Source organism: Stenotrophomonas sp. WZN-1 (assembly GCF_002192255.1).
GTDB lineage: Bacteria > Pseudomonadota > Gammaproteobacteria > Xanthomonadales > Xanthomonadaceae > Stenotrophomonas.
On the sequence record NZ_CP021768.1, the window covers coordinates 703,349 to 717,382 of the forward strand.

Annotated in this window: 15 protein-coding genes and 1 riboswitch; of the genes, 10 read left to right on the forward strand and 5 right to left on the reverse strand. The window is 66.2% G+C overall.

All coding sequences use genetic code 11. From position 1 onward, the window contains the following. Positions 1-46 precede the first annotated feature (46 nt). The 5 genes from CCR98_RS03180 (at position 47) to ribD (ending at position 3,303) form a co-directional block, all read left to right on the forward strand. Positions 47-520, forward strand: a complete 474-nt coding sequence (locus CCR98_RS03180) for a hypothetical protein (RefSeq protein ID WP_087921505.1) — start codon at positions 47-49, stop codon at positions 518-520. Between the two features lie 6 nt (positions 521-526). Continuing rightward, complete coding sequence (locus CCR98_RS03185) at positions 527-946, forward strand: hypothetical protein (protein WP_087921506.1); 420 nt, start codon at positions 527-529, stop codon at positions 944-946. A 27-nt stretch (positions 947-973) separates the two neighbouring features. Further along, complete coding sequence (locus CCR98_RS03190; protein ID WP_087921507.1) at positions 974-1,423, forward strand: hypothetical protein; 450 nt, start codon at positions 974-976, stop codon at positions 1,421-1,423. Positions 1,424-1,572: 149 nt separating this feature from the next. Continuing rightward, positions 1,573-2,094, forward strand: a complete 522-nt coding sequence (gene nrdR, locus CCR98_RS03195; protein WP_087921508.1) for a transcriptional regulator NrdR — start codon at positions 1,573-1,575, stop codon at positions 2,092-2,094. 123 nt (positions 2,095-2,217) lie between these two features. Next, on the forward strand, positions 2,218-3,303 hold the full coding sequence (gene ribD, locus CCR98_RS03200) for a bifunctional diaminohydroxyphosphoribosylaminopyrimidine deaminase/5-amino-6-(5-phosphoribosylamino)uracil reductase RibD (protein ID WP_087921509.1): 1,086 nt from the start codon (positions 2,218-2,220) through the stop codon (positions 3,301-3,303). A gap of 35 nt (positions 3,304-3,338) precedes the next feature. Here ribD and CCR98_RS03205 read toward each other — a convergent pair whose 3' ends face one another. The 3 genes from CCR98_RS03205 to CCR98_RS03215 form a co-directional block, all read right to left on the reverse strand. Next, positions 3,339-3,773 (reverse strand): hypothetical protein, encoded by a 435-nt coding sequence (locus CCR98_RS03205; RefSeq protein ID WP_232463081.1) that lies wholly within the window; start codon positions 3,771-3,773, stop codon positions 3,339-3,341. A gap of 94 nt (positions 3,774-3,867) precedes the next feature. Continuing rightward, positions 3,868-4,752, reverse strand: a complete 885-nt coding sequence (locus CCR98_RS03210; protein WP_087921510.1) for a hypothetical protein — start codon at positions 4,750-4,752, stop codon at positions 3,868-3,870. 148 nt (positions 4,753-4,900) lie between these two features. Then, positions 4,901-5,521 carry a hypothetical protein gene (locus CCR98_RS03215; protein WP_087921511.1) on the reverse strand — a complete coding sequence of 207 codons (621 nt, stop codon included), beginning with the start codon at positions 5,519-5,521 and terminating at the stop codon, positions 4,901-4,903. 186 nt (positions 5,522-5,707) lie between these two features. Continuing rightward, positions 5,708-5,853, forward strand: a riboswitch (FMN riboswitch). A 74-nt stretch (positions 5,854-5,927) separates the two neighbouring features. On the opposite strand from CCR98_RS03215, the gene CCR98_RS03220 reads away from it, so the two are divergent. The 5 genes from CCR98_RS03220 to thiL all read left to right on the forward strand — a co-directional run bounded on the left by CCR98_RS03220 (position 5,928) and on the right by thiL (position 9,953). After that, positions 5,928-6,530 (forward strand): riboflavin synthase, encoded by a 603-nt coding sequence (locus CCR98_RS03220; RefSeq protein ID WP_087921512.1) that lies wholly within the window; start codon positions 5,928-5,930, stop codon positions 6,528-6,530. After that, entirely contained in the window at positions 6,527-7,627 is a 1,101-nt protein-coding gene (ribB, locus tag CCR98_RS03225) for a 3,4-dihydroxy-2-butanone-4-phosphate synthase (RefSeq protein WP_087921513.1), read from the forward strand. Before CCR98_RS03220 ends, ribB begins: the two co-directional genes overlap by 4 nt. Positions 7,628-7,787: 160 nt before the next feature. Then, a complete protein-coding gene (ribH, locus tag CCR98_RS03230; RefSeq protein WP_087921514.1) occupies positions 7,788-8,255 on the forward strand; it encodes a 6,7-dimethyl-8-ribityllumazine synthase in 468 nt (155 codons plus the stop codon). Beyond that, complete coding sequence (gene nusB, locus CCR98_RS03235; RefSeq protein ID WP_005408062.1) at positions 8,252-8,731, forward strand: transcription antitermination factor NusB; 480 nt, start codon at positions 8,252-8,254, stop codon at positions 8,729-8,731. Before ribH ends, nusB begins: the two co-directional genes overlap by 4 nt. A gap of 259 nt (positions 8,732-8,990) precedes the next feature. Further along, a complete protein-coding gene (thiL, locus tag CCR98_RS03240; protein ID WP_087921515.1) occupies positions 8,991-9,953 on the forward strand; it encodes a thiamine-phosphate kinase in 963 nt (320 codons plus the stop codon). A gap of 188 nt (positions 9,954-10,141) precedes the next feature. On the opposite strand, the gene CCR98_RS03245 is transcribed toward thiL, so the two are convergent. Together CCR98_RS03245 and CCR98_RS03255 are read right to left on the reverse strand one after the other, a co-directional pair. After that, a complete protein-coding gene (locus tag CCR98_RS03245) occupies positions 10,142-10,552 on the reverse strand; it encodes a hypothetical protein (RefSeq protein ID WP_087921516.1) in 411 nt (136 codons plus the stop codon). Positions 10,553-11,558: 1,006 nt separating this feature from the next. Beyond that, entirely contained in the window at positions 11,559-13,964 is a 2,406-nt protein-coding gene (locus CCR98_RS03255) for an autotransporter outer membrane beta-barrel domain-containing protein (protein WP_087921518.1), read from the reverse strand. Positions 13,965-14,034: the final 70 nt, after the last annotated feature.

Sequence of the window (14,034 nt, forward strand, 5' to 3'; positions counted from 1 at the left end):
CATCCCGCAGGGAAGGGCTCTGACCCCGTCACCAGGACTCCCGCGCATGGATGAGCGCCACCTCAAGTACCTGTACGCGGCGTTGGCGGTATTGTTCGGCCTGCCCAGCCTGTTCTTCGGCGGCGCGGGCGCCTGCATCGCCCTGGTCATGGGCGTGATCGGGCTGGTCTCCCTGGACGCGGACAAACTGTGGTTTGCCGCCGGCATGTTCGCGTGGGGCTCCTGCGCGATCACGGGTCTGGTGGCCTGGGTGGCACTCAGCATCTTCTGGTTGCGCGATGGGGCACGCGGCCTGCGCATGGCATCACGCCGATGGTGGTGGCTGCTGGGCATGGGCGTGCTGGCGGGCCTGCCCATGCTGGCGATGGCGCTGTACTACTTCACCGAGCTTGGCCCTTCCGTGCTGAGCGGACTGTTCGCCGGGCCGTCCCTGTTGGTGCCTGCCGGCATGCTGATGCTTCTGTGGTTGCGCGTTGAAGCCGTGGACCCGCCATCCGCGCCGGCACGGGCGTCGGAGTAACCCCGTATGGATGAGCGCCGCGCCCGTTATCTGTATGCCGCCTTGGCGCTGCTGTTCGGCCTGCCCAGTCTGGTGATGGGCGGTGCGGCGGCGACGATGCTGCTGCTGGTGGGGCTGGGCCAGTTCGGCCATGGCACGCTGACCTCGGTGACCGTGATGCCGCTATGGGGCCTGTCCGGCATTGCCGGCTGCCTGGCCTGGTTGTGGTTGAGCGCGGGTTTTCTGCTGCAGGGACGTGCCGGGCTGCAGGTGCGTCCAGTCTGGTGGTGGATGCTGCTGGCGGGTGGTCTGGCCGCCTTGCCGCCGCTGGGGCTGGCGCTGTGGTGGGGCATCGCCGTGAACGCCGAAGGCGTAGGCTTGTTGCTGTTGGGCCCGTCGATGCTGGTGCCGGCTGCGATGCTGGTGTGGATCAAACGCCGCGCATGACGTGGCCCATGGAAGGAAATCGAACGCATGGATGAGCGTCATCACAAACGCTGGATGGCCGTTGCCGGCCTGCTGGTGGGCCTGCCTACCGCGGCGGCAGGCGGCACAGGGGCCGTGCTGGGGCTGATGGTCGTATGGGATGGCAAGTATCTGGCGGGCGACGAGCACACGCTGTTGCTGCTGTGGTCGTCGGCCGGAATCATCGGCCTGCTGTCGTGCTTGTGGCTGACTGGCCTGTTCCTGTGGCGCGGTGTTGCCGGCCTGCGTCAATCGCCGGTTGTTGCCTGGGTCGGCCTGGCGCTGGGGGTGCTGGCCGCGTTGGGCGTGGTTGCCGCCACGCTGTACTTCACCTTCAAGCACGGCGAGATCTCGACATTGGGCTTCCTCGGGTTTGGCCCACCGCTGCTGGTGATGGCGGGGCATCTGGCGTGGTTGCGCTGGGCACGTGCGGCCACGCTGCCACCCGCACCGGGTTGAGCGGGTAGTCCAGATCCCCCGGGATGCTCTGATTGGCCGGAATGCAGGTGATTGCGCGCAGACGGCATTTGCTGCTGCGCCCCTTCTCAGGTACCTTTGCGACGCTGCCATGACCGTGGCAATAGGTACTTTCCTGAGCCAGGCGTTCCATGCACTGCCCCTTCTGCCAACATGCCGATACCCGGGTCATCGACTCGCGCGTCTCCGAAGACGGCGCGACGATCCGTCGTCGGCGTGAGTGCGAAGCCTGCGGTGAGCGCTTCAGTACCCTGGAAACGGTGGAGCTGAAGCTGCCGGCGATCATCAAGAGCGATGGCACCCGCGAAGCATTCGACCAGCGCAAGGTCCGCGCCGGCTTCGACCGCGCGCTGCAGAAACGTGCAGTGGCCGAAGACAAGATCGAAGCGGCGGTGCGTGCGGTGGTCCACCAGCTGCGCATCAGCGGCGAGCGCGAAGTGCCCTCGATCAAGGTCGGCGAGTTCGTGATGAACGAACTGCGCAAGCTCGATCATGTCGGCTACGTGCGCTTCGCGTCGGTCTACCGCAGCTTCGAGGACGTGGCCGATTTCCGCGAGGAGATCGAGAAGCTCGAGCGCGACCTGCCGTCCAGTACCGAACAGCTGCAGCTGCTGGGCGATGTGATCGCCCTGACCAAGAAGAAGAAGGGCTGACCGCCTCTGCCTTGGTGGCTGCCAACCTTGGTTGGCACAGATATCTGCTTCGGTGGGTGCCAACCTTGGTTGGCACAGAGACCGCATGGGGTGCATCCACACCAACGGCGCTACCATGGCCGCATGACCACCCCGTTCTCCGTCCTCGACCACCTGCACATGGCCAACGCACTGCGCCTGGCCGAGCGTGCCGCCTACACCACCCGCCCCAACCCGATGGTCGGCTGCGTCATTGCCCACGGCGAACGCGTGGTCGGGCAGGGCTGGCACCAGCGTGCCGGTGGTCCGCACGCTGAGGTGTTCGCGCTGCGCGAGGCCGGCAGCGAAGCACGCGGTGCCACCGCCTACGTCACCCTGGAACCCTGTGCGCACTACGGGCGTACGCCGCCGTGCGCGCTGGCCTTGATCGAAGCAGGCGTGTCGCGCGTGGTCGCGGCGATGCGCGATCCGTTCCCGAAGGTCGATGGCGGTGGCTTCGATCTGCTGCGCAATGCCGGCATCAAAGTCGCCGAAGGTCTGATGGCGGTGCAGGCGCGCGAGCTCAACAAGGGCTTCCTGTCGCGCGTGGAGCGCAACCGGCCGTGGTTGCGGGTGAAGCTGGCCGCCAGCCTCGATGGCCGCACCGCGATGGCCGATGGCAGCTCCAAGTGGATCACCGGCCCGGCTGCGCGCGAGGACGTGCAGCACTGGCGGGCACGCGCCGGTGCGATCCTGACCGGCGCCGACACCGTGCTGGCCGACGACCCGATGCTGACCGTGCGCCTGGCCGATACCGAAGTGATGCCACCGCTGCGCGTGGTGCTCGATTCGCGCCTGCGTTCGCTTGAATGCAGCCGCGTGCGCGAGGGCGGGGCACCGACGCTGTACCTGCACGATGCAGCGGTGAGCGCACCGGACGCGGCCGACGCAGAATTTGCCAGCGTACCCAGTGTTGAAGGCCGTCTCGATCTTGGCGCGGTGCTGGCACTGCTGGCCGAACGCGGTATCAACGAGGTGCATACCGAAGCCGGCGCGACGCTGGCCGGTGCCTTGCTGCGCGGTGGCTGGGTAGACGAACTGCTGCTGTATCAGGCGCCTACGCTGCTGGGCGACAACGGTCGCCCGCTGCTGGCTGGCCTTGGCATCGATGCCATGGACCAGCAGCGTCGCCTGCGCGTGGTTGACCAGCGTCAGGTCGGCGAGGACATCAGGCTGCTGCTGCGCCCGTGAGGGAATGACGCATGACAGGGGCGACGCCCGTGTCGTCAGGCATCTTCGTCGTCGTCTTCGCCGACCGGGCACTGGCCCTTCCATTGCTGCTTCCACAGCGCATGCAGGTTGCGGCAGTACGCGCCCAGTGCCTCGCCCGGCAGTTTCTTCGCCTTCAATCGCAACTGGTGACGGGTAAAACCGTCGTCGTACTCATGGGGCAATACCAGCACTGCGCACTGATCGTGATACATCAGGAACGCGTGGCAGTCGTCGTCTTCGCTCATCCACGCATCCAGCTGCCTGTCGCTCAGCAGGGTTGACTCGAAGGCAACCGATGGGATGACCGAGAAGGTCGTGATCCTGGACTTGGGTACTTTGGCTTGCCCGCACGCCGTCAGCGCCAGCAGCGCCAGCAGCATGACCGTGGTCGACGTCGTACGATGTTTCATGCGGCTGCCCCGGTGGAAGAGGGCAACAGCATTGACCATGCAGGCCGCGCAGGGCCATGCAACGGTTCTGAAAGTGCGGATGCAGTCGTCATCCGCGACACGAGCCGAGCGTGGACTCGGCTCTACACGTGCCTCACGCGCACGCGTCGGTCCACATCATCTCGGCGATCGGGCGCAGCGCCTTGCATTCCTGCGTCATCTCATCGGCAGACTGCACCTGGGCCTTGGCCTTCAGTTCCTCGGCCATCGCATCCACGCCGCTGATCTGGTCCGGCGCGATCTTCGCCACGCAGGCGCGGTGCTGCTGCAGCAGCAGGTCGCAGCCCGGTACGCCGGTCACCTTCGGCGCGCTGGCCGCCTGCGCGTCCTGCATCCAGTCCTCGAACGGAGCCAGCGCGCCGGTCACGGTGCCCACCAGGTCGTCGAAGTTGCCGCTGTACCAGTAGCCGTTGTCCTTGGCCGGGTACAGGGTGAAGGTGCCGCTGACCGGCACGCGCATACCGCTCTGCAGCGCCTGGGTGTAGGCGTCGGTGAACTGCTTGCGCGAGGCCGGGCTGGCGTCGGCTGCAAGGCTGGCGGCGAACAGCGGGCGCACCTTGCCCAGGTCGGGCACCTGGCAGCTGAAGGTGATGCGCGCCAGCTTCTGGTCTTCCACGTACTCGTTGTCTTCAATCACGCTCTTGCTGGCGCGGCACTTCGAATCACGCAGCGCCTTGGCATACAGCGCTTCGGTGGCGGCCGCATCGGCCTTTGCGCCGGTGCTGGCAAGCACGACCTGCCACGGTTCGGCCAGCGCCTTGGCCAGCGCACCCGGGTTCGGGGTCACGGCGTCCTGGCCGTCGAACGCCGGCTTCAATGCATCGTTGAGCGTGCGGGTCGCAGCCGCATCATCTTCCAGCAGCACGCGTGCGTACAGGTCGAACGCCTGTTCGGGCGTCAGCGTGGCCGGCGCGGCGCCGGCCAGCAGCGGGGCAGCCAGCAGCGCGCTGGCCAGCAGGGTACGCAAGGGGGTCTTCATGACGGTGTTTCCTGTTCCAGAGGCGCGCAAGCCTAGCGCATCTGCGTGGATTTTCGATGGCGCGATGGGGTCACGTGGCAGTGCGCGCGGGCCAAAAAAAACGGGCCCCTTGCAGGGCCCGTTCGATCGCACGACGAGGATCGGGCAATCAGAAGCTGGCGCGGACGCCGACCGAGTACTGGGTGACGTCGCGGTAGCCGGCGATTTCGCCCACCACACCCCAGGTCTTGGTGAAGTTGATCTGGCCGCCGACGGTGCCGACCCAGGTGCCCTTGTAGTTGTTGCCGCCATCCATGTAGCCGGCCTTGGCCCAGGCTTCGGTCATGCGCGACGGCTTGCCGCGGATACCCATGGTGACGCGGCCCAGGTTGGTGTGGTCCTTGCCGTGGTAACGCACGCCGTCATAGCGCAGGGTCGATTCGGCGTTCTGGCGCACCCAGGAGGCATCGGCGGTGAAGTCGACGCGGTCGGTCCACGGCATGTGGTAGCCGATACCCAGCTCCGGCTGGTTCAGTTCCAGCTTCAGCGAGTCTTCGCCGTAGTGGCGGGTCTTGCTGGTGCGCGACCAGCCACCGAACACGTAGACCTGCTCGGCCAGCGCGACCGAGCCACGCAGGTAGCCACCGTCGACCTTCGGGTCGTCCAGTGCGTTGTCGTCAACCTGGACCTGCGTCCAGCCGCCTTCCACGTAGGTGTAGCTCAGGGCGTCGGCCGAAGCCGAGAACGGGGCGGCGGCCAGCAGGGCAGCCACGATCAGGATCTTGCGCATGGGAATTCCTATGAATTTCAGTCCATTGGCGGGCCTGCCCTCGCGGCTGCCCGTGGCGACCTCATGTCGTCCGCTGCGGATTTTAATGAAAGTTTTACAAAATGCGAGCGACGGACGTCACAGCTGTGGCATCCGACCCCGTTCAGCACGGGCTGGTACACTAGTTGCGCCGGTTCGCCGGTACACAAACGTCTTCAGGGCGGGGTGCAATTCCCCACCGGCGGTAGGTGCGCAAGCACGAGCCCGCGAGCGCCCCGGCCCACGGCCGGGGGTCAGCAGATCCGGTCCAATGCCGGAGCCGACGGTCATAGTCCGGATGAAAGAAGACGGTGCCACAGGGCTCATGCCCTGCGTGCGCCTGTTTGCCTTGCGGCGTTTTTCGCTCACTTTTCGCGGAGAACGTTACTTGTTTACTGGAATCATCGAAGGCGTCGGCCGTCTGGCCGCACGCGAATCCATCGGCGGCGATGTCCGCTTCACCTTCAATGTCGGGAATCTGCCGTTCGACAACGTGCAGATGGGCGAGAGCATTGCCATCAACGGCGTCTGCCTCACCGTCATCGCATTCGACGCCAGCAGCTTCCAGGCCGATGCCTCCACCGAGACCCTGGGCCTGACCACGCTGGGCCAGCTGTCCGAAGGGGCAGTCATCAATCTTGAACGCGCGATGCGCCCGACCGACCGCCTCGGCGGCCATCTGGTCAGCGGCCACGTCGACGGCCTCGGCAAGGTGCTGTCCATCCACGAAGACGCACGAGCCCAGCGCTGGCGTTTCGCCGCGCCGGCCTCGCTGCGCCGCTACATCGCCAAGAAGGGCTCGATCTGCGTGGATGGCGTCAGCCTCACCGTCAACGAGGTGGACGACGAAGGCTTTGAAGTCGCCCTGATCCCGCACACGGTGGCCAACACCGCCTTCTCCGCCGCGGGCGTGGGCAGCGCGGTCAATCTTGAAATCGATCTGGTCGCCCGTTACGTCGAACGCCTGCTGGGCGAAGGAGCACGCGCATGAATTTCGCCCCGATTCCGGAGATCCTGGAAGACATCCGCCTGGGCCGCATGGTCGTCATCGTCGATGACGAAGACCGCGAGAACGAAGGCGACCTGATCATGGCCGCCGAACTGGTCAAGCCGTCGGACATCAACTTCATGGTCACCCACGGCCGCGGCCTGGTGTGCCTGCCGCTGACCCGCACCCGCGCTGCCGACCTCGGCCTGGCGCCGATGGTGCAGGCCAATACCGCGCAGTTCCAGACCAACTTCACGGTCAGCATCGAGGCCGCCGAGGGCGTTACCACCGGCATCTCGGCGCATGACCGCGCCCACACCATCCGCACTGCGGTGAAGCCCAACGCCAAGCCGTCGGACCTGCACCAGCCGGGCCACATCTTCCCGCTGATCGCCCAGCCGGGTGGCGTGCTGACCCGTGCCGGCCATACCGAAGCCGGCGTGGACCTGGCCATGCTGGCCGGGCTGGAACCGGCCGGCGTGCTGGTGGAGATCCTTAACCCGGATGGCAGCATGGCGCGCCGCCCGGAGCTGGAAGTGTTCGCCCGCGAGCACGGCCTGAAGATGGGTTCCATCGCCGACCTGATCGCTTACCGCCTGGCCACCGAAAAGACCGTCGAGCGCGTGGACGAGCGCGAGATCGATACCGAATTCGGCCCGTTCAAGCTGGTGACCTACCGCGACCGCATCGCCCACGACCTGCATTTCGCGCTGGTCCGTGGCAACCCGGATGCCGAAACGCCGACCCTGGTGCGCGTGCAGGTGGAAAACCCGCTGGCCGACCTGCTGCACTGGCGCCGTGACGACTTCGGCGTGGCCGCCACCGATGCCCTGCGTGCGATCGATGCCGAGGGCGCGGGCGTGATGGTGGTGCTGTCGGCCCCGCGCGATGGCGAAGCCCTGCTGGCCCGCCTGCGCCAGCAGCCGGCGCCGGTGGTGCCGGGCAAGGACAAGGACGTGGGCCAGTGGCGCCGCAACGGTGCCGGCGCGCAGATCCTGTCCGACCTGGGCCTGGGCAAGCTGCGCGTGCTGGGCACCCCGCGCCGCCAGATCGGCCTGGCCGGGTACGGCCTGGAAGTGGTGGAGACGGTCACCCTGTAATGGGTAGTGCCGGCCAGCGGCCGGCACTATCGGTGGGTGCCGACCCCGTGCCACCGGTGGGTGCCGACCGTTGGTCGGCACACCCTGCAGGTCCCCATCGGCCACGGCCGGGGCCCATCCACGCTAGAATTACCCCCTTATCGAGTCCCCCAAGCCGCATATGAGCCACTTCGAAGGCGATCTTCGCACTCCCGAATCGGCGCGCTTCGCCATCCTGGCCAGCCGCTGGAACGCCCGCATCACCGACGCGCTGGTCGCAGGCGCCCGCCTGAGCCTGGCCGGCAACGGCATCACCGAAGCCAGCATCGACGTGATCCGCGTGCCGGGAGCCTGGGAACTGCCGCTGGTGGCCGCGCGCCTGGCCGCCGCCCATGAACATGCCGCCATCCTCACCCTGGGCTGTGTGATCCGTGGCGATACCCGCCACTACGAACACGTGGCCGACCGCTGCGCCGAAGGCCTGATGCGCGTGCAGCTGGATTTCGGCGTGCCGGTGCTGAACGGCGTGCTGGCGGTCGAACGCGTTGAAGACGCCGAGGCCCGCGCAGGCGGCAGCCACGGCAACAAGGGCGAGGAAGTCGCACTCGCCGCATTGGAAATGGTCAATCTTCTGGAGCAGCTGCCATGAACAAGAACACCCAGGGCAAGCCCTCCGGTAAACCCGTCCGCCGCGATGGCGTCGATCCGGTGCTGCGCTCGCGCGCCCGCCGTCGTGCCGTGCAGGCCATCTACGCCTGGCAGATTTCCGGCGGCAACGCCCAGTCGCTGATCGCCCAGTTCGCCCACGAGCAGGCCCGTGAAATCGCCGACCTGGCGTACTTCGAAGCGCTGCTGCACGGCGTGCTCGACAACCGCCGCGACATCGACGAAGCGCTCGGCCCGTACCTGGACCGTGGCATCGAGGAAGTGGACGCGATCGAACGCGCGGTGCTGCGCCTGGCCGCCTACGAACTGCGCTACCGCTTGGACGTTCCGTACCGCGTGGTGATCAACGAAGCCATCGAATCGGCCAAGCGCTTCGGTTCTGAACACGGCCACACCTACGTCAACGGCGTGCTGGATCGTGCCGCCGTGGAATGGCGCAAGGTCGAATCGGGTCACTGACCCGGTTTCTGCTCCTGGTAGATGCCAACCTTGGTTGGCATGGCTGGGAACCTGTTCCGGACTCCGAACGGCGTGGAATCCTGCCTTGGTAGAGTCGACTGTTAGTCGACTGCTTTTTGATCGGCGGTCATGATGTTGGACGGGAGAGCAGTCGACTAACAGTCGACTCTACCCGGTCGGTTCCGCCCCGCCGGTTCCACCTCGTCGGCATCATCCGCCCGCGCCCGTCGCCCATCCATGCACCCCGCCGGAACGCCCCATGTCCCTGGCCGAATTCGCCCTCATCGACCGCATCCGCGCCCGCACCCTCGAGCGCGACGACATCCTGCTCGGCATCGGTGACGACGCCGCGCTGCTGCAGCCGCGTGCCAATGAGCAACTGGTGGTCACCGCCGACACGCTCAACAGCGGCGTCCACTTCCCGGTGGAAACACCGGCCTTCGACATCGGCTGGAAGACCCTGGCGGTCAACCTGTCGGACCTCGCCGCGATGGGTGCGCGCCCGGCGTGGTGCACGCTGGCGTTGTCGCTGCCGGAAGCCTCTGAAGACTGGATCGAGGCCTTTGCCGATGGCTTCTTCGCCCTGGCCGACCAACACGACATCGCGCTGATCGGCGGTGACACTACGCGCGGTCCGCTGTCGCTGTCGGTGACTGCGATGGGCCAGGTCGGGCGTGGCCAGGCGCTGCGTCGCGATCGCGCACAGGTGGGCGATGACATCTGGGTGAGCGGCACGCTGGGTGACGCCGCCGGTGCGCTACGCCTGTGGCAGCAGGGCGCGCTGAGCGTAACCACCGCCACGCTGCTGGCCGACTACGAAAGCCTGCGCCTGCGCCTGCTGCGGCCGATGCCGCGCGTGACCCTGGGCCTGCGCCTGCGTGCATTCGCGCATGCCGCGGTGGATGTATCCGACGGCCTGCTGGCCGATCTGGGCCACATTGCCACGCGCAGCAATGTGGCCGCGCACGTCGATGCCGATTCGCTGCCGATCTCGCACGCGCTGCGTGAGCTGCTCGGCCGCGAGGGCGCGCGCGACTGCGCACTGCGCGGTGGCGACGACTACGAACTGTGCTTCACCGCTGCCGCCGACCAGCGCGATGCGCTGCATTACCTGGCCGAATCGCTGGACGTGCCGCTCACCCGCATCGGTCGCATCGCCGAAGGGCAGGGCGTGCACGTGGATGGCGAAGCCGCCGACGGCGGCTACCAGCACTTCGCGTAGCCGCAGCGGTACTGCTCTGGTGGGTGCCAAACTTCGGGGTGGGGTCAGATCCCTTTGCGGCGCAAAGGGATCTGACCCCCAGTGAAGCACCTCGGCATTGCTCTGGTAGGTGCCAACCTTGGTTGGCACGAATGTGTCGACCAAGGTCGACACCTACCGAAGCGCACGCGCATCGGCATCGCCCGGCGTCACGCCGCCCGCAACTGCACATCCACATACTCGGCCAGCCCACGGCAGGCCAGCAGCAGGCCCTCGCGCGCACCATCGCCCATCTGCTGGTCGATATCACCGTCCACGCGTACGCGTTCGGTGGCGTGCAGCAGTTCCAGCAGGAAACTCAGCCCCGCGTTGGCACGATCAATGCGCGCCAATGCCAGGCGCTGCCCGGGCGTGTGGTTGTTGCCGGGCCACGGCTGGCCATCGGCCGCATCGCCCTGGCGGATGTACTGCAGGCAGGCCTGCAGGGTGATGGCCCCGGCGCTGTTGCCGGTCTGCAGCGATACGAACGTGTCTTCCAGTGTGCGCGCCAGGTCATCCGGCAGGCGCATGGCAGCGTCGCCCAGGGTGGCGAAAAGGTGCGGGTAGGGGGAAGCGGTCATGGCGGCGTCCTTGTGCAAGCGGCAAGAGGCCACCCCGCTTAACAGCGAGGGTGGCGGACGGTGCGTGGTTCCAATACCGGAGGTCGATGTAGAAGCGCCGGCGGGCACGAGGCCCCCACGCACCGCCCGCCATAGGTGCGCGGACAGAATGCCTGCCGACGCCACCCAACAAGGAAAGAGCGACGCCGGCAGGCAAGCGTAACCAACACATCAACCTAACGGGATTGGAAGCCCGTGCCACCCGTTGTCGGTGGCGCCACATGATTTGCATGAAGCGCCAATGCTGCCAATGAGAATTGTTGGAAACTTCGAAAGTGTTGGAATTTCGTGGCTGGCAGGCAGCGGAGAGCACCGTCTGCCGAATGCGACATTCTTCGCCGCTCGCATCGTAGAGTCGAGCGCGCTCCACCACTTCGTCGACGTGGCATCGGCTTCAGTGGCCGGCTGGCAGGCGGTCTGCTGGTCCATGTCCCACAAGAATGGCCGGGACGTTCTTCTGCAACTGCATCCCACAGACGACGGACGCCTTGTCCTGATTTACGTAAAGTGACGCTTTCGCCTTCGTCGGGGTGTTTGTCGATACCCAGGCATTCATTGGTCGGGATGCTGGAGCACTGCTGGTTTTCGGGGGCGAATTTTCCAGCGACGAGAACCGATGTTCGCGGTGCTGAGATGTGAAGCGATACCAGCGGGGTGCGGACATCGGGTGGCAGAGCCTGATTTGTTCACCTTGGCCGGATCAGCCCGAATCAGCCCGAATCAGCCCGGATCAGCCCGGATCAGCCCGGATCATCCCAAATCAGCCCAAATCAGCCCAAATCAGCCCAAATCAGCCCGAAAGAGTGGATCGCTGCCGGAAGAAAACACTGACCAGACAGGTCCATGGTTCCTTGCCATTGGCGCCGAGCTTGCTTGGCTGATGCAGAACGTAGCCGAGCGTTGGCCCGGCTCTACAAGAGCAAAGAAAAGCGGCGCCGGATTGCCCCGGCGCCGTTTCAGCTCTTTCTCACCACTTGTAAGCCATGCTCAGATTGGCCCTCGCTTCGCGGTAACCATGGTCACCCCGCATCACGCCGAAGCCACCCCACGCACTCAGCCCGGAACGGAAGTCCACACGCGCACCGGCATTCAATTCGTAGCGGTTGCGCGGCACGCTGGCCTTCAGTGCTTCATCATCAAATGCCATGCCGTTGCTGGCGCCATCGCGGTACCAGTTGGCCACCACATACGGGCTGACCGATGCGCCGGCGGCACTGCGGCCTTCGCCCTGCAGGCGCAGGCCCATGCGACCGGACAGGCCGCTGTCGCCCAGACTGCGCACCACGGTGCCGTTGGCTTCTTCGTGGCGGTCGGTGTTGGCATCGGTGTAGACCAGCTGCAGCTCCGGCTGCAGGCTCAGCGCGGTGTTGCCGATCTGGCCGAGGCCGATGCGGTAGCCGGCTTCCAGCGAGCTCTGCCAGATATCCGAGTCGTAGCGTTCCTCGGCCAGGCCTTCGCCCTGCACGCGGTTGCGGAACTGGCCGCGCTGCACGCTGGCATCCACATACAGTGCATCGCTGCTCCAGTTGCCGTACACGCCCAGCGCACCGCCGTTGACCTTGCCGCGTGCGCTGTAGCCGGTCAGCTGCGAACGCGAGGTGGCATCGGATTTGGCCAGCGTGCCCATCACGCCCACGCGGCCCTGGCCGTTGTCGAACACGCCGATGTCTGCACCCAGCTGCAGGCGCGAGCGGTCCACGCGCAGGTCCAGCTGGTCTTCCACCGCCGACAGCTTGCTCTGCGTGGCATCCACACGGGCCCAGCCACGCACGCCATCAACGGCGGAGGTGCTGCCACCCTGGCGGTCACGCCAGCCATGGCGAAGCAGCTGGTCCATCGCGAACTGGTTGGCCAGGTAGGCGCCGGCTTCCGGGCGCAGCACCGGCGTGGGGTCGATCGGATCGACCGGGTCCACCGGATCGATCGGGGTGCACTCCGGCAGCGTGGGATCCACCAGGCACGGGTCCGGCGCACCGGCCAGTTCCGAGCGCAGGTACCAGCCGCCGTTGGTCGCATCCTTGAACAGGAAGTACTCGTACTGCCCACCCACCGCGCGGCCCTGCAGATCGAACTGCGCGTTGGACACACCGCCCACGCGGATCAACTCGATGCCCTTGTCGGTCTTCGCACCGGCACCGCCAGCGTTAAGCACGCGCACGTTGGCCTGGCCGTTGGCATCGCCATTGATGATCAGCTTGTCGGTAGCCGAGCTGTCGTCGCCCAGCTGGGTGTTGAACAGCAGGGTGCCGCCCGCGCCGTCGAAGCTATCGACGTTGAGGGTATTGAAGGTGGTGCCGTTGCCGAGTGCAACGGTGCCGGTGTTGCCCAGGGCCAGGTGGCCGACGTTGCTGTCGCCGGTCATCAGCCAGGTGCTGTCGCTGTCGATGCTGGCCGAGGTGACGTTGAAGAAGCGGCCATCGATCTGTGCCTTGTTGCGCAGGAAGACGTTGACCTGGGCAGTGGGGGCGCTGGTGGGGTCGGAGGTAACGTTGCCGGCCAGCCGGGCGTTGTCCACATTGAAGTTGACGTCGGTGCGTGTAGTGGCCACGCCGTTGTCGCGGCCAACGAGCAGCAGGTTGCCGTCGCCGCCGAACAGCTGCGCACCATTGGCGACGGTGATGTCGTAGGTGTTGTCATTGGCCGCATTGACCCGGATCGCCGCCCCGCGTCCCGACTTCAGCGTGGAATCATCGATGTTCAGGCGGATGCGTTCGTCCGGGTTTGTCGTCCCCCACAGCGCTGCGCCGATGTTGGACGCTTGGATGTGCGAGCCGTTGACGATATCCATTTGACCGAACTGCATGCGCACGCCAATACCACTGGCGAGGTCGAGGCTGGGATCGGGGGCGTCTTCCACATAAACGGATGTCGCATCCAGGGTTGCGTGGGGACTTGCAGCGCCGTTCCCTGTGGCTGAAGACGAGAGGTCAACGCCGACCGCAAGACGCTCGCTGGGTGCAAGCCCCGCCGTCGTCACTGCGATCGAGCTCTGCCACAGGACTGCCCGAGTGGTTCCTCCCTTCAAGCCAATGCCGCCGAGGACCTGCGTCCTGGCCAGGCCGAGATAGGCCGAGTCGTTCAGTGTGATCGCGCGTTGACTGGCTCCGCTTCGGGTCACAACGGCGTCCCAGATGTCCAGCTCGGAATCGTCATCTGCCACGATCTGAAGCGTCTGGCCACCGCTGACGTGCAGGTAGGATCCATTGACCAGCGTCCAGGCCTCAACCGGGTCACCGGCTTGGACCTCGGCGCTCTGATTGTCCAGATCACCCGCCAGCGCGGGGCCGGCGGCAAGCGTGGTGAGGGCCAGCATCAGGCCGTGTACCAGCGGACGCAGGGGCAGGGGAGCGATTTTGGATAGGGGATGGCTCATGAAATGGTCCTTTGCTGGGGGAATCGGTGGTAACGACATCGATCCTGCCTTGCTGGCCCCTGTTCAGCCG